Source organism: Natronomonas marina (genome assembly GCF_024298905.1).
Classification (GTDB): Archaea; Halobacteriota; Halobacteria; order Halobacteriales; family Haloarculaceae; genus Natronomonas; species Natronomonas marina.
The window spans coordinates 3,364,363-3,387,549 of the sequence record NZ_CP101154.1 but is presented as its reverse complement, the minus strand read 5'-3'; the positions used below and the strand labels follow the sequence as shown (position 1 = coordinate 3,387,549).

Sequence of the window (23,187 nt, the reverse complement as noted above, 5' to 3'; positions counted from 1 at the left end):
TCGGCTCGCGGCCCGCCTCTACCGGCTCAACGTCGCCCCTGCGAGTGGGTGAAACGGCCGTTTGACGTTCCACAAGGCCGACGACTACCGCCCCCCGTTGCACCGCCATGGACGCCTCACGCAGAACGCTGCTCGCGGCCGCGGGTGCCGTCGCCGTCGGCACCGCTGGCTGTATCGGCGACCCGACGGGCGACGGCTCTCCGACCGGGACGGACCGCGACCTGCCCGGGGAGTGTCCGACGACCCGGGACCTCGGGGTCGAGTGGCCCGCGGAACTGGACGCCGAGACCGCCGCCTCGTTCGTCGAGTCCTACGAGAACGCCTACTACCGGGAGGCCGTCGTCGAGTACGAACCCGACTCGCGGGTCGACGAGTACGGCCTGGAGGCGACGACCGGCGACGTGACGGCCGTCGGCGAGGGCTACGAGGTCACCGTCTCCGGCAACGGCGGCGTCTACCACCCGACGCTGCAGTTACAGGCGGCGGCCGCCGAACCACCCGAGAGTGCCGACGTCGTGCCGTTCTCCGAGGTCGAGGACGACCTGCTCCGGGAGGTCCTCGCACGCGCCGCCGAGTCGGGCGAACACGATGCCCACGTCGACGACCCGGGCGAGCGGGTCGACCACTACATCGAACGCGTCGCGGCGCTGTCCGACGACGTCGAACCGCTGACCGAACCCGGCGATTCCGACACCGCCTACTTCGACGTCGACGGCACGGGCGTCGAACTCGTCGTCCAGGCGACGCAGTTCCACGGCGACTACTGGTGGGGCGCCCGCTACTACGTCGACGAACGGGTCGTCCGGCGGGTCGAGGACGACGAGGGCGACCCCCGCGAGGACGGCGAACTGTTGGAGTGTCGGGAACGGGAGTGAACCCCGTCGCTGACCGTAGCCGAATATTGAAGTCGTTTGCTGACAAATACTGACGTACTGTGCCCGTCCGCATCGAGGACCTGGAGGACGGCCGGTCGTTGCCCGTCTCGCCCGGGACGAACGCCCACGAACTGCTCGCGGTGCTCGTCGACCATCCTGATCTCGCCTTCTCGGCGAGCGAACTCGCGGAGGTGACCGACGTTCCCGATGGAAGCGTCAGCAAGACGCTCTCGCGGCTAGCAGAGCGGGGTCTCGTCCGCCGTATCGACGGCTACTGGGCGGCGGGCGACGAGGTCACGGCCGAGCGGGTCGCCAGTCTGGTGAGCCTCGACGCCATCGCGGACCGCTACGGCGACGACCGCTATGGTCGGGACGACGAGTGGGCCGAGGACCTGCCCGACCTCGGCGAGAACGCGTAGATGGCCTACGCACAGGGCAGCGTCGTCCTCGCGCCGGCGTCGTTCCGGGGCGGGCGTCGACCGTACCTGGTCGTCTCCAACGAGGACCGACCGTTCTTCGGGGAAGAGTACACCGTCGCCGTCATCACGACGACGGTGCGCGAGGCGGCCGTCGAGGTGACCGCCGAGTCGTTCGTCGAGGGACGCCTCGACCGCTACCCGAGTTACAGAAATTCGAGGCGAAAGCCTCGCGCTTCAGCGCGGGGATGAAGCCGACAGCTGAGAATCTTTCCACGGTCGTAGCCCCGGGTGGATATTCAACACCGAGCACCAATATTTATGTAAGAGAAAATACTATGCTTACGTATGGCGAATCGGGTCGTCACTCGGACACTCAAAGCGAATATCCGCAACCACTCGCAAGTCAGTGATGACCTCGATTCGCATGGCTTTGCCGCGTCGAAATTATGGAACGTCGGGCGATGGACGATCTCGCGTATCTGGGATGCTATCGACCATATTCCAGACGCCGATGAACTCTGCTCGTACCTCAAATCCCACGAACGCTACGCGGACTTGCACTCACAATCTAGTCAGCGAGTTCTTCAGGAACTCGGTGAGGCGTTCGTCTCGTGGTACGAACAGGACGACTCGGACGCGAACCCGCCCGGCTACCGCAAACACGGCGACGACCACCCACGCTCGACGGTGACGTGGAAAAACCAGGGCTTCAAACTCGACACTCACTACAATCGTATCCGTCTCTCGAAAGGGACGAACCAGAAAGAGTCGCGGTACGCCGCTGACTACATCCTCTGCGAATACACACTCCAAGCAGACGAGCAGACGCTCGACGCTGTTGAAAGCGTCCAAACGGTACGTGCTGTCTGGACTGGCGATCAGTGGGAACTGCACTTCGTCTGCAAGATGCGGATTGAGACGCCTGAGACGACCGGTGAGAAGACAGCAGGTGTTGACCTTGGCATTTGCAACACGGCGGCCGTCTCTGTCGGTGACGAAACACTGTTGTATCCCGGCAACGCCCTGAAAGAGGACGCCCACTACTTCCGACAGCAGGAATACGACACGGAAGGTGAGAACGGCCCCAGCAACCACGCAGAGTGGGCCAGACAAAACAAATCCCGGCGACAGGAGCATTTCCTGCACGCGCTCTCGAAAGACATCGTTGAGGAATGTGCTGATCGTGGTGTTGGGGCGATAGCAGTCGGTCATCCGAAGAACATCCGTAACGACAAAGACTGGGGACGACACGGGAACAAACGCCTGCACGACTGGGCGTTTGAAACATTGCTTAGTCACATCGAGTACAAGGCTGAAGAACGTGGCATCGCGGTTGAACGGGTCGATGAGTATGAGTTGGCCACGTCGATAACGTGCTGTGAATGTGGCACGAAAGCCGATTCAAACCGTGTCGAACGTGGCCTGTACGTCTGTGAGAACTGCGAGTTAGTCGCTAATAGTGACTTGAACGCGGCAGAGAATATGCGAGCGACGGTAACTCCAAGTCCTGAAAAGGATAGGAGTAACGGCTGCTTGGCACAGCCATCGGTGCGCCTGTTCGACAAATCCACGGGCAGAGTATGCCCACAAGAGCAGGTTGCCCCGTAGACCCTACTATCCCAACGTGGGAATCCCACGGCTTCAGCCGTGGGAGGATGTCAAGTCAATCCCTGGTCGCTCCACGTCTTCCAGCACGACGACGTCGACCGCCGGGTCGGACAACTGGACGAGGCCACGGTCGCCGCCGTCGCGGAGGGCATCGGCGAGTTCGTTCGCCCGAACGGGAACCCCGTCGCGTGACGCGCCGTTTAAACGGCTCCGCCGATTACGCCCGCCAATGAGTACCGGTTCCGGGTCGGGGGAGTTCTGTCCGCGCTGCGGTGACGCCATCGAGCGGCCGCCGGACGTCGAGTTGCCCGGCGGGCCGGGGGGCGGCCCCGCCGACCCCGACGCGGTTCTGTGTGACGACTGCTACTTCGAGGAGTTCGACCTCGTGGACGCGCCCGACCGCATCGAGGTGCGGGTCTGCAGCCAGTGTGGCGCCGTCCACCGCGGCAACCGCTGGGTGGACGTGGGCGCCCGCGACTACACCGACATCGCCGTCGAGGAGACCGCCGACCGCCTCGCGGTCCACGTCGACGCCCGCGAGGTCGACTGGGGCGTCGAACCCGAGCAGGTCGACGAGAACACCATCCGGATGCACTGCCTGTTCACCGGCGTCGTCCGCGAGGCGCCGGTCTCCGAGGAGGTGACGGTGCCGGTCTACGTCGCCCGTGAGACCTGCGACCGGTGCGGTCGCATCGCCGGCGACTACTACGCCGCCATCGTCCAGGTCCGGGGGACCGACCGGACGCCGACCGACGCGGAGAACGACCGCGCCGTCGAGATCGCGGAGGAGTACATCGCCGAGCGGGAGGCGACGGGCGACCGCAACGCCTTCATCACCGAGACGACCCGGACGGACGACGGCGTCGACATGAAGATATCGACCAACCAGATGGGGCAGGGCATCGCCCAGCACGTCGTCCGCGAACTGGGTGGGTCCGTCTCGGAGGCGCCGACGCTCGTCACCGAGGACGGCGACGGCAACGAGGTCTACCGGGTGACGTTCACCGCCCGCCTGCCACCGTACACGCCCGGCGACGTCATCGACCTCGGGGACGGCGACGGGCCGGTGCTGGTCACGAGCGCCCACGGCAACCTGAAGGGCCGCCGTCTGGAGACCGGCGAGCGCTACGAGGCCGACTTCGAGGAGGGCATCGCGCCCGACGCCCGGAAACTCGGCGAGCGCGACGACGCCGAGCGGACGACGCTGGTCGCCGTCGAGGACGACCACGCCGTCCAGGTGCTCGACCCCGACACCTTCGAGTCCAAGACCGTCCCGCGCCCCGAGTACCTCGACCCCGACGCCGACGAGGTGCCGGTCCTCAAGCACCGAAACGGCCTGCACGTCCTGCCGGAGGAGTGAGCGTGGGCGACGCCGGCCCGAATCGGGACGCCGACCTCGCGGCTATCGTCGACAAACCGCGCGCAGAGGCGGCAATCGACGGCCTGCGCGCGGAGGGCGTCTACGACTCGACCCGGAGCGTCGAGACCTACGACGACGAGCGGGTCGCCGTCCCGGTCGTCGCGCCGCCGGCCGACACCGACGTCGAGTCCGTCGAGTCGGTTCGGCTCCCGCGCCGCGAGCGCGGTCTCGAGGACCTGCTGGCCGACCGCGGCTTCTCGGCGGCCGAAATCGAGACCGCACCCGGGTCGTGGGCCGTCGTCGGCAGCGTCGTCCTCGTCGACTTCGGGGACGTGTCGGCCGACGACGCCCTCCCCGAGGAGCGCCGCGAGACCGTCGGCGAGGCGCTGCTGGCGTTGCACGGCGAGGCCGACACCGTGCTGGCACGGGGCGGCATCTCGGGGACCCGGCGGGACCCCGCTCCCGAGGTGGTCGCCGGGACCGGCGAGACCGAGACCGTCCACGTCGAGCACGGGACGAAGTACGCCCTCGACCTCGCCGACGTGATGTTCTCGCCGGGCAACAAGGCCGAACGCGCCCGGATGGGCGAGACCGTCGAGGCCGGCGAGCGGGTCTTCGACATGTTCGCCGGCGTCGGCTACTTCGCGCTGCCGATGGCGCGGGCCGGCGCCGAGGTGACGGCCGCCGAGATCGACCCCGAGGCCTACCGGTTCCTCGTCGAGAACGCGCGGCTGAACGGCGTCGCGGACCGCCTGCGGCCGGTGCTGGGCGACTGCCGCGACGTCGAGACGACCGCCGACAGGGTAGTGATGGGCCACTACGACGCCGCCGAACCACGCGCCGACGACGGGACCGGGGAGCGATTCGAGTACCTGGACGCGTCCCTCGACGCCCTCGTTTCGGGTGGAACCGTCCACCTCCACGAGGCGACGCCGGAGGCGCAGTTCCCCGAGCGGCCGGTCGAACGGCTCCGGGCGGCGGCCGCCGACGCCGGCCGCACCGTCGAGGTGCGTGAGTCGCGGGTCGTCAAGAGTCACAGCGCCGGCGTCGTCCACGGCGTCGTCGACGCGGCGGTCGACTGACGCCCCGCGGCGCGGGTTCCTCGCGCCCGACGAGCGCCTCGTCGACGTGGCGAGCGATTTATACGACCGTGACGGCAACGGCCGGTATGGACCGGCAGAAGCTGTTCGCGCTGTTCTTCGCGCTGCTCATGATGACGTCGATGATAGCCTACGCGGCGAGTTTCTTCTGACCTGACCGTCGCGTCAGCCGTCGCCCCAAACATCGGAGAGTGGGTGGTCCTCGATGTTCCCGGCGTCGTCGTCCGAGGCGGCCGTCTCCGACCGACTCCGGGTCCGTCCCCGGGAGCGGCCGCCGGCGTCCCCGCCCGTCGTCCGTCCGTCGGTCGACGCCGACCCCTCGCCGGCGCCGGTCTCGAAGGGGGGCAGTTCGGGACGGCTCATGCGGTCGACCTGTGTCTCGAACCAGGGTGGCATGTCGGTCCGGGCCCGCTCGAAGAGGTCGAGCAGCGACGAGTCCGCGAGGTAGGTCGCGCCGTGGTCGTCGGGCGAGCGGACGACCCGGCCGCAGGCCTGGACGACCGTCCGCAGCGCCGTCCGGTAGTACCACGCCCACTGGCCGTCCTCCAGGCGCCGCGCGACCCGGGAGTCGTTGGTGTTGGGGTACGGCGCCTTGCAGAGCACCTGCCACCGGCAGAGGTCGCCCTCCAGGTCCAGGGCCTCCTCCATCTTCACCGAGACGAAGACGTCGGCTCCGTCGCTCCGCTTCCAGCTCGACAGCGCCGCGTCGCGGGTCTCGGCGTCGTGGCCGCGGACGCGGCCGCCGACGCCGAAGTCGTCGAGCAGCGCCTGGAGTCGGTCGGCGATGGCGTACGAGTGGGCGTGAATCAGCCCCTTCTCGTCGTCGTGTTTCGCCATCAGCCGGACGATAGTGCGGGCCACCGCCGGCAGGGTCTCCTCGCGGTGCTCGTAGGTCATCTTCCCCTGCGTCACGTCGTACAGCGGGCGGTTCTCGACCGGGAATGTGTGGGGGACGTCCACCAGCGCGACGTCGGCCGGGTCGAGACCGGCGCCGCGACAGAACGCCTCCTTGTCGAGGATGGTCGCCGACAGCAGCGCGAACCGGGTGCCGCGGTCCCAGACGGTGTGGTGGAGGTAGCGGGCGGGGTCCAGCGGCTTGACCGTGACGGCACCCCCTCGCGGGTCGCTCTGCTCCCCGCTCGGCCGTTCCGCGGCGCCTCGCGCCGCGGGCGCCTGGTCCGCGACCCACGTTGTCGGACTCTCGGGGTCCCGCAGGTCCTCGAGGAACCAGCCCAGGTCGCGGACGAGTTCCGCGAGTCGGTCCCGCTCTTCGGCCTCTGCCGGCGAGAGTTCGGCCGTGCCGCGGAGCTCCTCCTGGCGGCGCTCGCAGACGGTCGTCAGCCGTTCGGCGTAGCTCTCGACGTCGCCCAGGTCGTCGATTTCGGGCGGTTCGCAGGCGTCCCACACCGGCACCGTCGACGGCGATAGCTCGATTGTCGCGTACATCTCGGCCCACTCCGCGAGACCGTGGGCCTCGTCGACGACGACGACGTCGCGTGCTCCGAACACGTCGCTGCCGGCGGTCTGCATGAAGTACGCCAGCGTCATCGCGGCGATGGGGCGGTTCGAGGCGATGGCCCGGTCCGAGAAGTACGGACACCGGTGCTCGACGGAGCAGTCGAAGCCCCGCTCGCGGGCGCAGGGCGCGCGGTCGACGGGCGTGTCCGTCTCGCCCGGCAGGATACACGAGTAGTTGGACTTCCCGCGGATGATCTCGAGGTCCTCGAGCAGTTCGTCGCCGGCCACGTCGTCCAGTTGCGACACCTGCGGCGTCGTGTAGTAGGCGCCGATGGGGTCGACGGGGTCGCCCTCGCCGGCCCGCCGGGCACAGCCGGCGATGGCGCGCGCGAGCAGCGACTTGCCGCTGCCGGTCGGCGCCCGCACCAGCACGACGTCGTTGCCGGCCTCGAAAGCCGCACGGATGTCACGGAGGGCCTCCTCCTGGGCACCCCGGAACGACGGGGCGGGGAACTCCTCGACGATGCGGGACGGGTCCACACCGAATCGAGCGACGGCACGGTCCTAAACCCATCGGCTCCGGGCGCCCCCGGTCGGACGCAGGCCGGCCCGCCGTCCACCGAACTAGCGGTCCCGGCGCCACCGGAGCCGTCCAGCCTCCTGTCGGGGACCGGGTTCCCCGTCCCTGGCGACGGCCGGCGACCGACTCACTCCTCGACGGCGTCGGCGACGTCGGCCGCCGTCGGCTCCTCGGGGAGGTCGTCGATGCAGTCGAAACAGAGGAAGAACTCGCTGCCGTCGGGGAACTCCAGCGTCATGCCGCCGGTCCCCTGGGGGTCCGACGACCACATCCCGGAGATGCCGCCCCCGATGGGGACGTCCTCGCCGCAGGCGTCGCAGGGTTCGCTGGCCATGCCACCGCTAACGGGCCCACGGAGAAAAGCCGCCGGAATCACCGCGGGGGATTCACCGCCAGGCCGTCGGCGACCAGCGGGAGCGCGAGGAGCGAGCCGACGGCCATCGCCGCCCAGACGGGGACGCCGGAGAACTGCCCGACCAGCCAGGCGACCGCGAGGAGGACCGAGATGGAACCGAGGAGGACGTCGTACCGGGAGGGACCGGCCGGGTCAACGGGCTGCAGTTCGTCCGGGGCGACCGGACGGCCGGTTCCGAAGCTGCCGCTGTTCGGCTGGCGCTCCGACACGAACATCACCTCTACCGCAATCTAACGACTTCGTGGAACAAAAACGTTACTTCGAAACTGCTGGGAATTATAGTAGCTGTATTCTAGTGATATTCAAGAATATTTCGAGACGGTTCGAGGTGACGTTACCCGCGGTTTTCCGGACGAAAAGTGGTTTGTGCATCGGTACCGTACATCGAACATGGAGCTGGACTGCGAGGGCTGTGCCGGTTGCTGTGTCGACTGGCGGCCCCTCGCGCCCGAGTCCGTCGACCTCGACCACGAGCGGCGGGGGCGGTTCGACCCCCTCGACGACGCGTACAACCTGGTGCCGCTCTCCAGCGACGAGGTGCGGCGGTTCGTCCGGGACGGTCTCGGCGACGCCCTGACGCCGCGGCTCTTCTCGGCGGAGGCGGGTTCGGTCCGGGTCGACGGCCACGACCTCGCCGCCGTCGACGGTCGGCCCGCGTTCCTCGTCGGTCTCAGGAAGGTACCCAAGCCCGTCGCGCCCTTCGGGACCGACCCCTCGTGGCTCTCGGCTTGCGTCTTTCTCGACCCGTCGACGCTGCAGTGTCGCATCCACGGCGGGGCGCGGTACCCCGACGCCTGCGGGACGTACCCGGCCGACAACCTCGCGGTCGGCGCCGGGACGGAGTGCGAGCGCGTCGAGACCGCCTTCGGCGGGAATCGGCTCCTCGACGGCGACCCGGAGGGCGCCACCCCGCTTTTGGGCGCCGGCGCGCTCGGGGCGACGGTGTTCGCCCATCCCGACCCGGACCGACTCGAGGGCCGGGTCGACCGCGTCGTCGCCGGCGAGACGACCCCGGCCGACCGCGCGGAGTTCGTCGCCGTCGCCGCCGCCTCCCGCCCCGGCGGGCTCGAGGTGGACGGCGACCGCTACGAGACCGCCCGAAAGCGGGTCCTCGAAGCCGATTCGTGGGTCGGCCGGGCCATCGAGGCCTGGACGGAGCGAGCGGGCGGCGACGCGGACCCCGGCCTCGGCGCGCTGGAGGAGCAGCGCGGCGCGCCGGCGACGCCGGGATGGGATTAAGGCGCCGGCGGCCGTAGACGGCGTATGCGCGTACTCGTGACCGGGGCGACGGGTTTCGTCGGGCGGCGCCTCGTCCCCGCCCTTCTGGCGGAGGGACACGACGTGGTCGCACTGGTCCGGGACGCCGACCGCTACGACGCGCCCGAGGGCGTCGAGGTCCGCGAGGGCGACCTGCTCGAACCGCCGGTGTCGCTGCCGTCGGTCGACGCCGCCTACTACCTCGTTCACTCGATGGGGTCGGGCGGTGACTTCGAGTCCAAGGACCGTCTTGCGGCCCGGACGTTCGTCGACGCCGCCGAGGCGGCCGGCGTCGACCGGGTCGTCTACCTCGGTGGGCTCGGCTCCGACCGCGAGGAACTGTCGGTCCACCTCGCCTCGCGCCGCGAGGTCGAGCACATCCTCGGCGAGGGGGACTACGACCTGACGGTCCTGCGGGCGGCCATCGTCGTCGGCGAGGGGTCGGCGAGCTTCGAACTGATCAGACAGCTCGGCGAGCGGCTCCCGGTGATGGTGACGCCGAAGTGGGTCCGCACCGACTGCCAGCCCATCTACGTCGGGGACCTGCTGGAGTATCTGGTGGGCGTCATCGGGGTGCCGGAGACCCGCGGGCGGACCTTCGAGGTCGGCGGCCCGGACGTCCTCACCTACGAGGAGATGCTGGTCCGGACCGCCGAACTGTCGACGGGGCGCGCGCCGCTGGTCGTCCCGGTGCCGGTGCTGTCGCCGCGGCTCTCGGCCGGCTGGCTGTGGCTCGTCACCGACGTCTCCCTCGACGTGGCCAAGCCGCTCGTGGCCGGTCTCCGCAACACGGTCGTCGTCACCGACCACAGCATCGAGCGGTACGTCGATGTCGACCTCACGCCGTTCGACGAGGCGGTCCGGGCGGCGCTGGGCGAGCGGGCGGCGCCGACCGACGCACCCACGGCGGGTGGCGCGTAGATGCACCCCGACTACGGCGAGACGTGGGCCTACGAGAGCATCATCGGCGCGCTGCCGGGCGTCGACCTCTCGCGGGGGGAGGCCATCGCCATCCAGCTTCTGGTCTTCGAGACGGCCGTCCTCGCGTTGGCCGCCTACTACGGGCTCTGGTCGGCCGCCGTCGCCGGCACCGCCGCCGTCGTCGTCGCCGCCGTCGGCAGCGTCGAGATGCTCCGCATCAGCCGGGCCGCACGCGCCCCCGAGACCCCCGAGCCGTACCGACGGCTGCTGTTCAGCTCCAGCATCGAGGTCGTGCTGGCGGTGCTTGCGTTCGTCGCCCTGATCACCCACCTGTTCGTCTTCGACCCCCGGAGCGGCGGCCGACTCGTCGAGCGGCTGTTCGGCCCGGACCCGCCGCTGCTGGTCGTCTACCTCACCCTCCTGGTGCTGTGGGACGTCTGTTACCGCATCGGGACCGGCTGGTGGGCGTCGGTGGTCGGGCTGTGGCGGTCGGCCCGCTATCGGTTCGACCCCGAGACGGCCGCGACGCTGCGCCGCGCCGACCGCGAGACGCTGCTGTTCGGCGTCGTCCAGCTACTGCTGGTGCCGTTCCTTCTGGAACACCGGGTGCTACTCGCGGCGCTGGTCGGCCACGTCACGGCGGTGACCGTCGTCACCGGAACGTCGCTGGTACTGTTGCGCGTCCGAGAAACCGACTGACCGTTACGACTTCATCTGCTTGAACTGGTCGATGAGTGCTTCCGCCGAATCGCCGGAGTCGTACTCCAGTTCCCCCTCGTAGTTGGTGCGCTCGTCGTCGAAGGACGCGTCGACGTTGGAGGCTTTCTGCTCGCGGCGTTCGTGTTCGTCTTCGTCATAGGCACCCATTGACATGGTAACCACACCCTATCTTACGAATTGTACATAATCAATGTGTCGGGGATGATGCCCGGGGATTTATATACTATCTCGGGATTGCAGGCCGTCGCTGCCCGCGAGGAACGCAATCGGTAAACGCAGCCGACCCCTAACTCCGGTGTGGCTGGTCCCCTCCGATTCCGCCGGTCGAACGAAACCTGGACCCGCGAGCGGGTCCGGGAGCAACTCCTCTCGCCGCTCGCCTCGTCCTTCGGCGCGCGCCTCGAGGACCCCTGGTTCGAGGTGGGCGACGACCGTTACGACGCCGCCCGCCTCGAGATGGACAACGGCGACTTCGCGCTGTTCTGCTTCCGTCCCGGCCGAGCCTACTGGATGGGCAACACCGAGACCCCCGAGCCGCTGTGGCGGACCGACAAGGAGACCTTCGAGGAGGCGCCCCACGCCGTCTCCCGGTGGGCACAGCGGGAGCTCACCGCACGGGTCGAACTCACCGACCCGTGGCTCGCCGACTTCGAGTACGTCACCTGGTTCTTCCTGCCGGTCTTCTGCTCGAAGGACGGCCGGGACACGACCCGGCGGTTCTTCGCCGAGGACGCCGCCGGCTTCCCCGACGCGACCCGCGAGGAGGGTCTCGCCTTCTACGAGTCGCTGCTCTCGACGGGGGTGCTGGACGCCCACCGCTACACGATGGCCTCGAAACTGGGCACCTCCGCCGGCTACGACGTCGGCCGGATGCGGGCGACGATGGCCGAGTTCAACGTCGCGGGGCTGCTCGCGGACGCCGGTCTCGATTTCGTCCCCGAGGTCGAGCAGGAAAGCGGGCACGCGCTGGACTTCGCGGTCGACGGGGACCTCGTCGAGGTGACCCGCCCGGAGCCGCCGGCGCGCCGCTCCGGTGCCGACCACCCCGTCGCCGCCGTCAGGGAGACCGGCGGCGCGAAACGCTCCGACCAGCTGGCGAAACACCCCGACTCCGCGCTCTTCATCGACTGTACCTCCTTCCGGGACGACGAGTGGGCCGCCGTCCGCGGCGAGCAACCCGGCGTCGGCCACGAACCGACCGTCGTCTTCCGCGCCCGCCCGGACGGCCACGTCGAGGGCTACCTCCACGGCGCCCTGCCCTTCGACCTCGGCGGCGCCATCGAGTGGGTCTGACTGCCGGTCGACGTATGTTCGTGGCGCCCCAACACCACCCATGAGCGACCCCGTCCCGCCGGAACTCGAGGAACTGCTCACGGGCGACCCGCTGGTCGCGTACCTGGCGACCAGCCACGAGGACCGGCCCCACGTCGCGCCGCTGTGGTTCCGCTACGAGACGGGCACTGTCGAGGTGATGACGACGGGTCGGAAACTGGCGAACCTCCGCCGGAACCCGAAGGCGTCGCTGGCGGTGCAGGCGGGGCCGGCGACCGACCCCGACTGGACTGCGACGCTGCGCGGGACCGCACACGTCGTCGACGACGAGGCCGAGGCCCGGGCGGCGAACCGCCGGATCAACCGCCGGTACGGAGCCAGCGAGGACGCCTGGTCCGGGAACACGCTCGTCCGCATCGAGGTCGGGTCGGCGACGTTCCGGCGCTACTGAGCCGGTGCTACCGGACGAGGGTCCCCCGCTCCCCGAAAAGGCGGGAAGCTAAGTAGGGACCCGTGCAAATTTTGCCTCATGGAGACGCTGCTGCTGGACCCCGAGGACGTCGCCGACAACGCCCGTACGGAGGAGGTAATCGTCGCCGTCGAGGAGGCATTCGCCGCCTACCAGCACGGGAACGTCCAGATGCCCGCCAAGTCCTACATCGAGTTACCCGAGTACAGCGGGGACTTCCGCTCGATGCCCGCCTACATGGCTGCCGACGAGTGGGACGCCGCCGGCGTCAAGTGGGTCAACGTCCACACCGACAACCCCGAGGGGTACGACCTGCCGACCGTGATGGGGACGATGATCTACTCGAACCCGCGGAACGCCTTCCCGCTGGCCATCATGGACGGGACGACGCTGACCCGCCAGCGGACCGGCGCGGCCGCCGCCGTCGCCACCGACCACCTCGCCGTCGAGGACGCCACGTCGCTGGGCATCGTCGGCGCCGGCGTCCAGTCGTACACGCAACTGGAGGCCATAAGCGTCGTCCGGGACATCGAGGAGGTCGTCGTCGCCGACAAGCGCCAGTCGGCCGTCGAGGCGTTCGTCGACCGCTTCGCCGAGGAGTTCGACGTCCGCGGCGGCTCCATCGCCGAGGCCGCCGGATGTGACGTCCTCTCGACGGTCACGCCCGTCCGCTCGCCCATCGTCGACGCGGTCGGCGAGCACACCCACGTCAACGCGATGGGCGCCGACGCCGAGGGCAAGCAGGAACTCGACCCCGAAATCCTGCTCGACGCCAAAGTCGTCATCGACGACTACGAGCAGTGTACCCACTCCGGCGAGATCAACGTCCCTTGGAGCCGTGGCCTGCTGGACGACGGCGACCTCTACGGCGAGTTGGGCGAAATCGTGACCGGCGCGAAAGCCGGTCGAACGCCCGAGGACGGCGTCACCGTCTTCGATTCGACCGGGCTGGCCATCCAGGACGTCGCCACCGCCCACGTCGTCTACGAGCGGGCGAACGAGGACGGCGAGGGGACGCCATACGCGCTCGTGGATACCGAGGTTCGGTAACTGTCGGGATACGGTACCCGGGTCGGCGTCCACCGCGTCGACCGGAGCGACGCCGGCTCCACCCTGTTTTCGGCCGTTTTCGCCGGTTACGGGCGCGTTTCCGCGGTCCCTCCGTCGTTAACGGCCCAGTTACTACGAGTACGACCGCCGTTCCGTTCTTCGAGGACGATGACAGACCAGCAACGACGGCAGTTACTGCGGCGTATCGGAACGGCGGGCGCGCTCCTGGCGGTCGGGGGGGCCGGAACCGCCGCCGCGAACGGGCGCGGTCGGGGAGCGAACGGACCGCGACGGGGTGCCAGCGCCCCGAACACCATCTTCGAAATCGCCGAGTCCGACGGCCGGTTCAGCACGCTGGTGGCCGCACTCGAGACGACGGGTCTCGACGACGTGCTGGACGGCGGCGGCGGCCAGTACACGGTGTTCGCGCCGACGAACGCGGCCTTCGAGGCGCTGGCCGACGAACGCGGCGTCGAGGTGGGCGACCTCCTCGAACTCGACGGCCTCGAGAACATCCTCCTGTATCATGTGACCAGGGGGCGCCGGTACGCCCCGTCGGTGGTCAATCCGGCCGACGTCGGGATGCTGAACGGGGACAGCGTCTCCACCGACGGGACGACCCTGAACGACGGTCAGGCCACCATCGCGGCCACCGACATCAAGGCGTCCAACGGCGTCGTCCACGTCATCACCGGCGTGTTGCGCCCGTAGCGACGGGGACCGGCTACCGGACGTCGCCCACCACGCCCGCGACTGCCGACCGCCGTCGGGAGTCCGACAGCCGGGGCTGTCGGATGGAAAGCTTAAGGGCCGAACCGACACTGGGTCCGGACAACTGACTCCATGCACGACGACGGCTACGACCACACGTCGGTCGAACGACGCTGGCAGGAGGCGTGGGACGACGCCTCCGTGTATCGGACGCCCGACGACGTCTCGGGCCCGACCTACGTCCTCGGTATGTACCCCTACCCGTCGGGGGAACTGCACATGGGCCACGTCCGTAACTACACCATCACGGACGCCTACGCGCGGTTCCGCCGCATGCGCGGCGACGACGTGCTGCACCCGATGGGGTGGGACGCCTTCGGCCTGCCCGCCGAGAACGCCGCCAAGGAACGGGACACCAACCCCCGCGACTGGACCTTCGACTGCATCGAGACGATGAAGGGACAGATGCAGTCGATGGGGTTCGGCTACGACTGGGACCGGGAGGTGACGACCTGCCGCCCCCGCTACTACAGGTGGAACCAGTGGCTGTTCCGCCGGTTCGTCGAGGAGGACCTCGCCGAGCGCCGCGACGCCGAGGTGAACTGGTGTCCGTCCTGCGAGACGGTGCTGGCCGACGAGCAGGTGGAGGGCGAGACCGAACTCTGCTGGCGCTGTGACACGCCCGTCGAGCAGCGGGAACTGGAGCAGTGGTTCCTGAAGATAACCGACTACGCCGACGAACTGGTCGACTACATCGACGACCTGGAGGGGTGGCCCGACTCCGTCCGGCAGATGCAGCGCAACTGGATCGGCCGCCAGGAGGGGAGTCGCGTGGAGTTTTCGGTCGAGGGCCACGGCCCCATCGAGGCGTTCACGACCCGTCTCGACACCATCCACGGCGCGACGTTCTTCGCGCTGGCGCCTGACCACCCCGTCAGCGAGCAGTTGGCCCGCGAGGACGAGGCCGTCCACGAGTTCCTCCACCACGAGGCCGACCCGGAGGGCGACGAGCCGAACGGCGTCGAGACGGGCTTGACGGCGACCAATCCCGTCACCGGCGAGGAGATCCCCGTCTTCGTGGCCGACTTCGTGCTGTCGGACGTGGGGACGGGCGCGCTGTACGGCGTCCCCGCGCACGACGACCGCGACCACGCCTTCGCCGAGAAGATGGGCCTGCCCATCCGTCCGGTCGTCGCGCCCGACGAGGACTCGGCCGTGCCGGACGTCGAGGCGTCGGCATACACCGAGGACGGCGTCGTCGTGAACAGCGGCGACTACTCCGGGCTGACCAGTGCCGAGGCCCGAACGCGGCTGACCGAGGACATCGACAGCGCCGCCTTCGAGACGGTCTACCGCCTGCGCGACTGGGGCATCTCCCGGCAGCGCTACTGGGGTACCCCGATCCCGGTCGTCCACTGCGACGACTGTGGGCCCGTCCTCGTGCCCGAGGACGAGTTGCCGGTCGAACTGCCGGAGTTCATCAACACGACCGGCAACCCGCTGGACGAGGCCGACGAGTGGAAGGCGACGACCTGTCCCGATTGTGGCGCCGACGCCACGCGGGAGACGGACACGATGGACACCTTCGTCGACTCCTCGTGGTACTTCCTGCGGTACGTCTCGCCGGACCTCGAGGAGGCACCGTTCGATCTGGAGCGGGCCAACGACTGGATGCCCGTCGACCAGTACGTCGGCGGCATCGAGCACGCCGTGATGCACCTGCTCTATTCGCGCTTCGTCACGAAGACGCTGGCCGACCACGAGGGGCTCGACCACCGCGAGCCGTTCACGAACCTGCTGGCCCAGGGGATGGTCCAACTGGAGGGCGAGAAGATGTCCAAGTCGAAGGGCAACGTCGTCTCGCCGCAGGCCATCGTCGAGTCCTACGGCGCCGACACCGCCCGCCTGTTCATGATGCAGGCCGCCCAACCCGAGCGGGACTTCGACTGGACCGAGGAGGGCGTCCGCTCGGCGTACGCCTTCCTGACGCGGCTGAAGGAGACGACCGAGGCGTTCACGGCCGGCGAACTGGAAACCGCCGACTCCCCCGGTTCCGTCGCCGACTACGTCGAAAGCGAAACCGAGGCCGCCGTCGCCGTCGCCACCGAGGAGTACGACGAGTTGACGTTCAACACGGCCATCCGGGAGGCACAGGACCTCGTCGGCACGCTGCGGGGCTACGGCGAGTACACCGCCGTCGACGCCGAGGTCTTCGAGCGCGGCCTGGAGACGGCGCTGAAGCTGCTCTCGCCCGTCGCGCCGCACCTCTGTGAGGAACTGTGGGACGAACTCGGCCACGGGGGCTTCCTCGCGGAGGCCGACTGGCCGGGCACGGACGCCGACCGCGAGACCGCAGAGCGCCGCCGCCGCCTCGTCGAGAACACCCGCGAGGACGTCCGCGAGATCAGCGACGTCGCCGGCATCGACGACCCCGAGCGCATCGACATCGTCGTCACGCCCGACTGGAAGTACGAGGCGCTGACCGTCGCCCTCGAGAGCGACGCCGACAACCTCGTCGGCGAGTTGATGCAGCATGACGACATCAAGCGCCACGGCGAGGCCGCCGCCGACTACGGCAAGGACCTGCAGGCCGAACGCGAGGCGCTGCAGGAGGCGCTCGCACCCGACGCCGAGTACACGGCGCTGCAGTCGGCCGCCTGGCTGGTCGAACGCGAGTTCGACGCCGAGGTCCGGGTGCTGGCCGCCGCCGAGGCGGACGACGACGTGGCCGGGCGGGCCGAACCCGGCCGGCCGGCCATCGACATTCGGGAGTGAACAGGAGGCTCGTCCCGTGGACACGGGGCTAATTACGGGGGAAATTACTTCCGCAGACGGTCCGTAGAACGACCCATGTCGGAGCGAGTCGAGGACGAAACGACGGTCAACGACAGCTACTCGGTCACCGTCCCGGCTGCCGTCCGGCGTGCGGCCGGCATCGACGCGGGTGACACGCTTCGCTGGCGCGTCGACGAGGATGGGAACCTCTCCATCGAGGTCGTCGACCGGCGGTACGGCGCGTTCTCCGAACTCGAACCGGTCGACATCGGCGAGGAGACCGACGCGGCGGAGGACCACGACCTGATCCCCGGTGGCTCCCGATGAACCGGTCAGTGGTCGACGCGAACGTGCTCATCGCCGCCCGGCTGTCGCGGGATCAGAACCACGAGACTGCACGGGATATCACCCGCGAGTTCGACGAGGGATCGTTCCCGACCGGCTACGTGTTCGACACCGTCCTCGAGGAGGTGCTCAATTACCTGCAGGCGAGGAGCACGCACGACGCCGCGGTTCGGACGCTCGACGCGACCATCGAGAGCAACGGCTTCGAGATAGCTCGTACCCGGAAGAGCGATTTCGACGCCGGTCGGTCCCTGTTCCGTCGGTACCAGTCCCTCTCGCTCACCGACGGCATAATCGCCGCCGCGATGGACCGGCGGAACCTCGAATACCTCTACTCGTTCGACGACGGGTTCGACGCGGTCGACGAGGTGACCCGTCTCGATACCGCTGCCGACCCGTTCGCCTGACGCCTTCGGACGAACCGCCACCCGGTCGTCGGTGTCGTTCTCGTCGAAACTCGACGAATCACCCCGTGACCGTCTCGCTATCGCAGGTGCCGCGTCCTACTTTTTTAGTCGCCGGCCCGTGAGCTCGAGCTCGCGGGCGCCTTCGCCGACGACGCCGCCGAGCACCTCCGGGACGCGCTGGCCGACCGGCTCGACAGCCACGCGTGGACGACCGAACGCTACGTCGGCCGGACGCCCGTCGACGTGGCCGGCGATGGCGATCCGCTGGTACTGGTCGAACTCGAGTGGCGACGCGCGGACCCGTCGAACAACACGGTGAAGCTGTTCCGGCACCTCGTCGAGGACGACCTGGCTGAGGAGGTCCGTCTCGTCCAGCTTTTTACCCGGTACTACGAGTTGCAGTCGGGCGGCGTCTCATCGAAGCGCGCGAACGCCGAGTTCGTCGGCGAGCGGATCGCGGCGACCGTCGACGGCGTCGCCTACGCGCCGCTGACGCTGGAGGTCGACCCGCCGAAGCGCGGCGGCGAGCGTCGGGACGGCTGGCGGGCGGCAATCGAGTGGGCGGCAGACCGCATCGAGGCTCGCGTCCGGCCGTAACACCGCGCCGCCTCAGTTCAGCCAGGGGTGGTCGAGCGGTTCGAAGCGGTGGCCACACGAGGGACACTCGACGCGTCTCGTTCCGTCGACGGTCACGACCGCAAAGCGGCGGCTCCATCCCCTGTACCCGCAGTCGGGACACCGGCGGACGAGCGGCGGGATCATGTGAGCCCTGGCCTAGCGGGGCGACGAGCAAGTACCTGCCGGCGGCCGCCGGCCGTTCGCGTCGCCCACGACTACGTGTCGAGTCGCTGCACGGCCGCCAGCACGTCGGCGGCGTGGCCATCCGGCTGCATGGTGTCGGCGTCGACGACCGCCTTCACCTCGCCGTCGGCCAACACGAAGGTGATGCGGTCTGTGAAGTCGTCCCGGACGTCGACGTCGAAGGCCGCCGCCACCTCGCCGTCGGGATCCGCCAGCAGGTCGAAGGAGAGGTCCTCCTCGTCGACGAACTCGCGGTGGGAGTCGACCTCGTCGGTCGAGACGCCGTAGACGGTCGCGCCCGCCTCGCGGAAGGAGTCGATGTCGGCCTCGAACTCGCGGGCCTCCAGCGTACACCCCGGCGTCCCGTCGCGGGGGTAGAAGTAGACGACCGTCGGGTCGTCGAACGCCGGGGTCACGTCGTCGCCGTCCTGATTTCGCGCCGTCACGTCCGGGGCCGGGGTGTCGGAATCGAGTGTCATGGGCGCCGTGCGGGCGGCGGCCACATCAATCCGGTGTTCGAGGCGACCTGCTCACAGCGACACGAGGCCGTCGTCCAGCAGGTCCATGAGAACGTCGCGGGCGTGGCCGTCCGGGGCGACGGCGGTGTAGACGCGGTGGACCGCGCCGTCCGCGAGGACGAACGTCGTGCGTTTCGCACGACCCTGGGGGTCGCGCTCGACGCCGAACGCGTCGATGACCTCGCCGTCGGGGTCGGCCAACAGGTCGAACTCGACACCCCGTGCGTCGGCGAACGCGCGGTGTGAGTCGACGCCGTCGGTGGAGACGCCGTAGACGGCCACGCCGGCGTCCTCGTAGGCGTCGGCCTCGCGGGCGAACTGGTCGGCCTCCATCGAACAGCCGGGCGTGTCGTCCTCGGGGTAGAAGTAAAGCACCGTCGGGACCTCGAAGTCGGGACTGACGGATTCGCCGTGCTGGTTCGGCGCCTCGACGTCGGGTGCGGGGTCGCCGGGATCGAGCGGAGCCATACCGGGAGGTCGGCGGGAGCGGGGATAAAACGGCCGGGAGGCGGCACGAACCGCCCCCCTCAGGAGCCGTCGACGAGTCGTTCCTTCTCGCCCCGCGAGAGCTGTTTTATCTCGTACTCGCGCTGCATGGCGGCCGATTGTGACTCGAAGGACTCGGTGTGGACGAGTTCGACGGGCGTCCGCCCGCGGGTGTACTTCGCGCCCTCTCCGGCGTCGTGCTCGGCGACGCGGCGCTCGACGTCGGACGTGTAGCCGGTGTACAGCGTGCCGTCGGCACACTCTACGACGTAGACGTAGTGGTCACTACCAGACATTGGACAGCGGACCGAAGGGCACCCTGTGATTGGAACACAGTTCCACGGCCGCACGGCCGTTACTCGTGTGCGCGGTTTCTCGAGACCTCGGCGATGCCGGCGTTCGCAGAGCAGTTCGGACACGCGTGAACCTGCCCGCCCTCGTCCGCGAACACCCGGGCAAACCGGTCCGAGACGTGCGCGTCACAGTGGTCACACCTGGGCATTCTGGCCGCCGACTACTGTCGGCACTCGTTAACAGGGCCTCTACGCACATATACCCCTCGGCCGGGGCACTCCCGTCACCCGGAGCGGGCCGCGGAGACCGCCCGCGCAACCAGGCCCGCCTGGGCGCCCGCGGTGAAGCCGGCGTCGACGTTGACGACGGTGATAGGGGTGCAGGACTGCAACATCCCGGCGAGGGCGGCCTCGCCCGCGCCGCCGTGGCCGTAGCCGGTCGACACCGGCAGGCCGACCAGCGGCACGTCGACGAGGCCGGCGACGACCGTCGGCAGGGCACCCTCCCGGCCGGCGGCGACGATCAGCACGTCGGCGGCCCGCAGTTCCTCGAGACGGTCCAGCACGCGGGCGATGCCGGCGACGCCGACGTCGTCGACGAACTCGACGGTCGCGCCCATCTCCCCCGCGACGACGGCTGCCTCCCCGGCGGCCGCGGCGTCGGAGGTGCCGGCCGTCACGACGGTCACCGTCGCCGAAAGCTCCGGCGGCTCGTAGTCGGGACCGTGGACGACGAGGGTTCGCGCCCGGCCGTTCCGGGTCAGTTCCGCGTCGGGGAACTCGTCGGCGAGGCGGGTCCGACAGGCGTCGACGTCGTCGTCGTCGACGCGGGTGACCAGGGCGTGACCCGTCGTCTCGACGGCGCCGGCCGTCATCGCGGCCACCTCCCGGGGCGTCTTGCCGGCGGCGAGTACCGCCTCGGGAATCCCGGTACGCGCCTCGCGTGCGGCGTCGAACCGCCCCGCCTCCGTCCGGGCGTAACCGCGGAGTTCGGCCTCCGCCTCGGCGGGCGACAGCTTCCCTTCCGCGACCGAATCGAGTATCTCGCGCATACCTCCGAGTTCGCGCCCGCGACCACCAACCTGTCGAATCAGGTGCCCGTCTTCGCCCCGAGCGCGCGCGAGCGACAGCCGCGCGGCGCGAGGCGAGGGTGCGCGACCGAACGGCCGAAAAATGTAAGTATCCAGACTGTACCGCGGCGAATACTGTGCGTTTTCCTCCCGGTATGTCACGGCTAAACGGCCGGTAGAAGCGACGATACCGGGATAGAACGAGAAATTATATAAGGGCCCCGAATCAACCGCAGCCTGTATGGCAGACCTGATCGTCAAAGCCGCTGTGAAGGAAGCGCTCGATGACATGAACGTCGCCTCCGACTTCTACGACGCCCTCGACGACGAGGTCGAGGAGCTCCTCGAGGACGCCGCACGGCGTGCCGAGGCCAACGACCGAAAGACCGTCCAGCCGCGCGACCTGTAAGGTCGAGCGGTCCCCGTTTCTTTTCGCGTGCCGACCGGCCAGCGGCGGCGCCCTCGTCGCTAACTGCGCTCGCCCTCGCCGAAGACGTCGCCGATGCCGGGCAGCACCGTCGCCAGCCGGGCCACCCAGCCGAGGCGGAACAGTCCCAGTTGTGCGAGGAGACCGAGTCCGAACAGCGCGCCGAACAGCGGGAGTTCGGCGCCGAGAACCGGCGTCGTCGAAAGCGGGTCGAAGAGCAGCGGTTCGAGGGTGGGTCCCTCGCGGGCCGTCCGCAACGCCGCAGCCGAGAGCGACCCCGAGGCCAGCGCCGCACCGACGAAGGAGGTGACGAACATCAGGGCGAACTTCGTCAGCGTGAACCCGACCACTGCGCCCGCGATGCCGCCGAGAACCGCCACCAGATACCGGATCGGGCCGCCGCCGGTGAAAAGCGGCGTCACGACGTAGAGACCGAGGTAGGCGCCGACGACGAAGGCGGGCACGGACGTCGCAACGGAGAGTGCGACGTATGCGAGCGCCGCGCCGAGGAGGCCGCCGACGGCGACTGCGACGGCGAGACTGACGAATCCGCTCGACCCGACCGCCCCGAGTACCGTCGGCGCGACGACGTAGGCGCCGCCAGCGCCGATGAGAAAGCCGACGAGCGCGACCGCGTACACGGAGAGTGCGGCGCCGAAGAACACCAACACGATCCCGGCGAGCACGAGTCCGGCGTCTGCCAGTACCATGGACCGAGCGTCGTCGACGGACGACATAAATCCGGTGAGGTTTATCTTTCCCCTGCCCCTCGGTAGCGCCATGGCCCGCACCATCCTCGGACTCCTCGCGGCGGCGGTCGTCCTCGGGGCGTTCCTGCTTGCGGTCGACCCACAGGAGGTCGCCCGCCTCGTCGTCGGTGCGGACCCGCTTCTGTTCGCCGTCGGCTTCCCCTCGGTGCTGGTGGCGCTCGTCTGCCGGAGCGAGGCGTATCGCCGACTGTTCGGCGCGGCGGGCGCGGACCTGTCGGTCGGCGAGGGCCTCGGTACCTACGGCACGAGCACCTTCGTCAAGCAGGTCGTGCCGCTGGGCCACGTCGGCGGGCCGGCCGTCGTCGCCTACGCCTACGACCGCGCGACCGCGCTGGGCTACGACCGCGCCATCGCGGTCAGCACCGTCGGGGAGGCCGTCTCGCTTTTCACGTCGGTCGGCCTGACCGTCCTCGGCGTCGCGCTCGTCGCCTCCCGGGCCGGCGGCGCCGACGGCGGCCTGCTGGTGACGCTCGCCGCCATCCTGGTCGCCGGCACGGTCGCCGTCGCCGCGATCGTCCTCTACCGCCGGGCGTTCGTCGGGCGACTCGCCCGCGGGACGGCGCGCGTCGTCGCGGCGAGCGTCGGGCGGCTCTCGGACCGCGTCCGCCGTGCGACGACGCCCGAGACCGTCGACGCGGGCGTGGCGCGGTACTACCGCACGGTGGACCACGTCGGTGCCGACCGTACGGCCGTCGCCACGGCCGTCGCGCTGACGTCGACGGCCTGGGTCCTCTACGCCGCGCCGCTGTACCTGTGTGCGCTGGCCGTCGGCGTCGACATCGGTGTCGGCGTCGCGTTCGTGCTCGTCCCGGCCGGCGGTCTGGCGACCGTCGTCCCGCTGCCGGGCGGCCTCGGCGGCTACGAGGTCGGGATGACAGGCGGCATGGTCCTGCTGGCGGGCGTCGACCCCGCCGCGGCGGCCGCGGCCGTCCTCCTGTACCGGCTGGCCGGCTACTGGCTGCTGGTGCTGTTCGGCGGCGTCGCGGCGACGATGACCGCGACCGTGCCGCGGGGCCCGGCGGGCGAGCCCGTGGTCGAGGCCCTCGATGAGTAGTCGCAGGTCCTCCACCGCCGCGGAGC

Annotated in this window: 31 protein-coding genes; 20 read left to right on the top strand and 11 right to left on the bottom strand. The window is 69.5% G+C overall.

What is annotated here, in order from left to right; translation table 11 throughout:
- Window positions 1-107 precede the first annotated feature (107 nt).
- From NLF94_RS17650 to NLF94_RS17620, 7 genes are all read left to right on the top strand, one after another.
- Window positions 108-875, top strand: a complete 768-nt coding sequence (locus NLF94_RS17650) for a hypothetical protein (RefSeq protein ID WP_254838955.1) — start codon at window positions 108-110, stop codon at window positions 873-875.
- Between the two features lie 59 nt (window positions 876-934).
- Entirely contained in the window at window positions 935-1,294 is a 360-nt protein-coding gene (locus NLF94_RS17645; protein WP_254838954.1) for a MarR family transcriptional regulator, read from the top strand.
- Window positions 1,295-1,543 (top strand): type II toxin-antitoxin system PemK/MazF family toxin, encoded by a 249-nt coding sequence (locus tag NLF94_RS17640; protein WP_254838953.1) that lies wholly within the window; start codon window positions 1,295-1,297, stop codon window positions 1,541-1,543. It abuts the gene before it with no gap.
- A 96-nt stretch (window positions 1,544-1,639) separates the two neighbouring features.
- Window positions 1,640-2,902: an RNA-guided endonuclease InsQ/TnpB family protein gene (locus NLF94_RS17635; RefSeq protein ID WP_254838952.1), complete on the top strand. Its 1,263-nt coding sequence runs from the start codon at window positions 1,640-1,642 to the stop codon at window positions 2,900-2,902.
- Window positions 2,903-2,941: 39 nt separating this feature from the next.
- Window positions 2,942-3,094: a hypothetical protein gene (locus NLF94_RS17630; RefSeq protein ID WP_254838951.1), complete on the top strand. Its 153-nt coding sequence runs from the start codon at window positions 2,942-2,944 to the stop codon at window positions 3,092-3,094.
- A 37-nt stretch (window positions 3,095-3,131) separates the two neighbouring features.
- Window positions 3,132-4,262, top strand: a complete 1,131-nt coding sequence (locus NLF94_RS17625) for a 60S ribosomal export protein NMD3 (RefSeq protein ID WP_254838950.1) — start codon at window positions 3,132-3,134, stop codon at window positions 4,260-4,262.
- Window positions 4,263-4,264: 2 nt separating this feature from the next.
- Entirely contained in the window at window positions 4,265-5,344 is a 1,080-nt protein-coding gene (locus NLF94_RS17620) for a class I SAM-dependent methyltransferase (protein ID WP_254838949.1), read from the top strand.
- Window positions 5,345-5,527: 183 nt separating this feature from the next.
- Here the strand turns inward: NLF94_RS17620 and NLF94_RS17615 are convergent, their stop codons facing one another.
- The 3 genes from NLF94_RS17615 to NLF94_RS17605 form a co-directional block, all read right to left on the bottom strand.
- The gene (locus tag NLF94_RS17615; RefSeq protein WP_254838948.1) at window positions 5,528-7,360 is read right to left on the bottom strand and encodes a helicase C-terminal domain-containing protein; all 1,833 of its coding nucleotides are present in this window, start codon (window positions 7,358-7,360) and stop codon (window positions 5,528-5,530) included.
- A gap of 167 nt (window positions 7,361-7,527) precedes the next feature.
- Complete coding sequence (locus NLF94_RS17610; RefSeq protein WP_254838947.1) at window positions 7,528-7,734, bottom strand: DUF7561 family protein; 207 nt, start codon at window positions 7,732-7,734, stop codon at window positions 7,528-7,530.
- Between the two features lie 38 nt (window positions 7,735-7,772).
- Window positions 7,773-8,030 (bottom strand): DUF8015 family protein, encoded by a 258-nt coding sequence (locus tag NLF94_RS17605; RefSeq protein ID WP_491562649.1) that lies wholly within the window; start codon window positions 8,028-8,030, stop codon window positions 7,773-7,775.
- Window positions 8,031-8,205: 175 nt separating this feature from the next.
- Between NLF94_RS17605 and NLF94_RS17600 the strand changes: the two genes are divergently transcribed.
- From NLF94_RS17600 to NLF94_RS17590, 3 genes are read left to right on the top strand one after another with little or no spacing between them, the layout of a single operon-like run.
- Window positions 8,206-9,054 (top strand): YkgJ family cysteine cluster protein, encoded by an 849-nt coding sequence (locus tag NLF94_RS17600; RefSeq protein ID WP_254838945.1) that lies wholly within the window; start codon window positions 8,206-8,208, stop codon window positions 9,052-9,054.
- Window positions 9,055-9,078: 24 nt separating this feature from the next.
- The gene (locus NLF94_RS17595; RefSeq protein ID WP_254838944.1) at window positions 9,079-9,993 is read left to right on the top strand and encodes an NAD(P)H-binding protein; all 915 of its coding nucleotides are present in this window, start codon (window positions 9,079-9,081) and stop codon (window positions 9,991-9,993) included.
- On the top strand, window positions 9,994-10,692 hold the full coding sequence (locus tag NLF94_RS17590) for a DUF7530 family protein (protein ID WP_254838943.1): 699 nt from the start codon (window positions 9,994-9,996) through the stop codon (window positions 10,690-10,692). It abuts the gene before it with no gap.
- 3 nt (window positions 10,693-10,695) lie between these two features.
- On the opposite strand, the gene NLF94_RS17585 is transcribed toward NLF94_RS17590, so the two are convergent.
- Window positions 10,696-10,866, bottom strand: a complete 171-nt coding sequence (locus NLF94_RS17585; RefSeq protein WP_254838942.1) for a DUF5786 family protein — start codon at window positions 10,864-10,866, stop codon at window positions 10,696-10,698.
- A 144-nt stretch (window positions 10,867-11,010) separates the two neighbouring features.
- Between NLF94_RS17585 and NLF94_RS17580 the strand changes: the two genes are divergently transcribed.
- From NLF94_RS17580 to NLF94_RS17545, 8 genes are all read left to right on the top strand, one after another.
- The gene (locus tag NLF94_RS17580; RefSeq protein ID WP_254838941.1) at window positions 11,011-12,006 is read left to right on the top strand and encodes a DUF5784 family protein; all 996 of its coding nucleotides are present in this window, start codon (window positions 11,011-11,013) and stop codon (window positions 12,004-12,006) included.
- Between the two features lie 40 nt (window positions 12,007-12,046).
- Window positions 12,047-12,436: a pyridoxamine 5'-phosphate oxidase family protein gene (locus NLF94_RS17575; protein ID WP_254838940.1), complete on the top strand. Its 390-nt coding sequence runs from the start codon at window positions 12,047-12,049 to the stop codon at window positions 12,434-12,436.
- Between the two features lie 78 nt (window positions 12,437-12,514).
- Window positions 12,515-13,504: an ornithine cyclodeaminase family protein gene (locus NLF94_RS17570; protein ID WP_254838939.1), complete on the top strand. Its 990-nt coding sequence runs from the start codon at window positions 12,515-12,517 to the stop codon at window positions 13,502-13,504.
- Window positions 13,505-13,672: 168 nt separating this feature from the next.
- The gene (locus tag NLF94_RS17565) at window positions 13,673-14,215 is read left to right on the top strand and encodes a fasciclin domain-containing protein (protein WP_254838938.1); all 543 of its coding nucleotides are present in this window, start codon (window positions 13,673-13,675) and stop codon (window positions 14,213-14,215) included.
- Between the two features lie 132 nt (window positions 14,216-14,347).
- Window positions 14,348-16,990, top strand: a complete 2,643-nt coding sequence (gene leuS / locus NLF94_RS17560) for a leucine--tRNA ligase (protein ID WP_254838937.1) — start codon at window positions 14,348-14,350, stop codon at window positions 16,988-16,990.
- Between the two features lie 75 nt (window positions 16,991-17,065).
- Entirely contained in the window at window positions 17,066-17,317 is a 252-nt protein-coding gene (locus NLF94_RS17555; RefSeq protein WP_254838936.1) for an AbrB/MazE/SpoVT family DNA-binding domain-containing protein, read from the top strand.
- On the top strand, window positions 17,314-17,742 hold the full coding sequence (locus NLF94_RS17550) for a type II toxin-antitoxin system VapC family toxin (RefSeq protein WP_254838935.1): 429 nt from the start codon (window positions 17,314-17,316) through the stop codon (window positions 17,740-17,742). The genes NLF94_RS17555 and NLF94_RS17550 overlap by 4 nt, the downstream gene beginning before the upstream one ends.
- Window positions 17,743-17,985: 243 nt before the next feature.
- Window positions 17,986-18,339, top strand: coding sequence for a hypothetical protein (locus tag NLF94_RS17545; RefSeq protein WP_254838934.1), 354 nt, complete (start codon window positions 17,986-17,988; stop codon window positions 18,337-18,339).
- A 12-nt stretch (window positions 18,340-18,351) separates the two neighbouring features.
- On the opposite strand, the gene NLF94_RS17540 is transcribed toward NLF94_RS17545, so the two are convergent.
- The 6 genes from NLF94_RS17540 to larB form a co-directional block, all read right to left on the bottom strand.
- Complete coding sequence (locus tag NLF94_RS17540) at window positions 18,352-18,504, bottom strand: hypothetical protein (RefSeq protein WP_254838933.1); 153 nt, start codon at window positions 18,502-18,504, stop codon at window positions 18,352-18,354.
- Between the two features lie 71 nt (window positions 18,505-18,575).
- The gene (locus NLF94_RS17535) at window positions 18,576-19,022 is read right to left on the bottom strand and encodes a peroxiredoxin (RefSeq protein WP_254838932.1); all 447 of its coding nucleotides are present in this window, start codon (window positions 19,020-19,022) and stop codon (window positions 18,576-18,578) included.
- A gap of 51 nt (window positions 19,023-19,073) precedes the next feature.
- On the bottom strand, window positions 19,074-19,529 hold the full coding sequence (locus NLF94_RS17530; protein WP_254838931.1) for a peroxiredoxin: 456 nt from the start codon (window positions 19,527-19,529) through the stop codon (window positions 19,074-19,076).
- A 59-nt stretch (window positions 19,530-19,588) separates the two neighbouring features.
- Entirely contained in the window at window positions 19,589-19,843 is a 255-nt protein-coding gene (locus NLF94_RS17525; protein WP_254838930.1) for a GIY-YIG nuclease family protein, read from the bottom strand.
- Window positions 19,844-19,902: 59 nt separating this feature from the next.
- Window positions 19,903-20,049 (bottom strand): DUF7563 family protein, encoded by a 147-nt coding sequence (locus NLF94_RS21090; RefSeq protein WP_434085371.1) that lies wholly within the window; start codon window positions 20,047-20,049, stop codon window positions 19,903-19,905.
- Between the two features lie 75 nt (window positions 20,050-20,124).
- Window positions 20,125-20,892, bottom strand: a complete 768-nt coding sequence (gene larB / locus NLF94_RS17520) for a nickel pincer cofactor biosynthesis protein LarB (protein WP_254838929.1) — start codon at window positions 20,890-20,892, stop codon at window positions 20,125-20,127.
- A gap of 259 nt (window positions 20,893-21,151) precedes the next feature.
- On the opposite strand from larB, the gene NLF94_RS17515 reads away from it, so the two are divergent.
- Window positions 21,152-21,319 (top strand): DUF1931 domain-containing protein, encoded by a 168-nt coding sequence (locus NLF94_RS17515; RefSeq protein ID WP_254838928.1) that lies wholly within the window; start codon window positions 21,152-21,154, stop codon window positions 21,317-21,319.
- A gap of 59 nt (window positions 21,320-21,378) precedes the next feature.
- On the opposite strand, the gene NLF94_RS17510 is transcribed toward NLF94_RS17515, so the two are convergent.
- Window positions 21,379-22,047, bottom strand: a complete 669-nt coding sequence (locus NLF94_RS17510; RefSeq protein WP_254838927.1) for a TMEM198/TM7SF3 family protein — start codon at window positions 22,045-22,047, stop codon at window positions 21,379-21,381.
- A gap of 70 nt (window positions 22,048-22,117) precedes the next feature.
- Between NLF94_RS17510 and NLF94_RS17505 the strand changes: the two genes are divergently transcribed.
- Window positions 22,118-23,161, top strand: a complete 1,044-nt coding sequence (locus tag NLF94_RS17505) for a lysylphosphatidylglycerol synthase transmembrane domain-containing protein (protein ID WP_254838926.1) — start codon at window positions 22,118-22,120, stop codon at window positions 23,159-23,161.
- Window positions 23,162-23,187 lie beyond the last annotated feature (26 nt).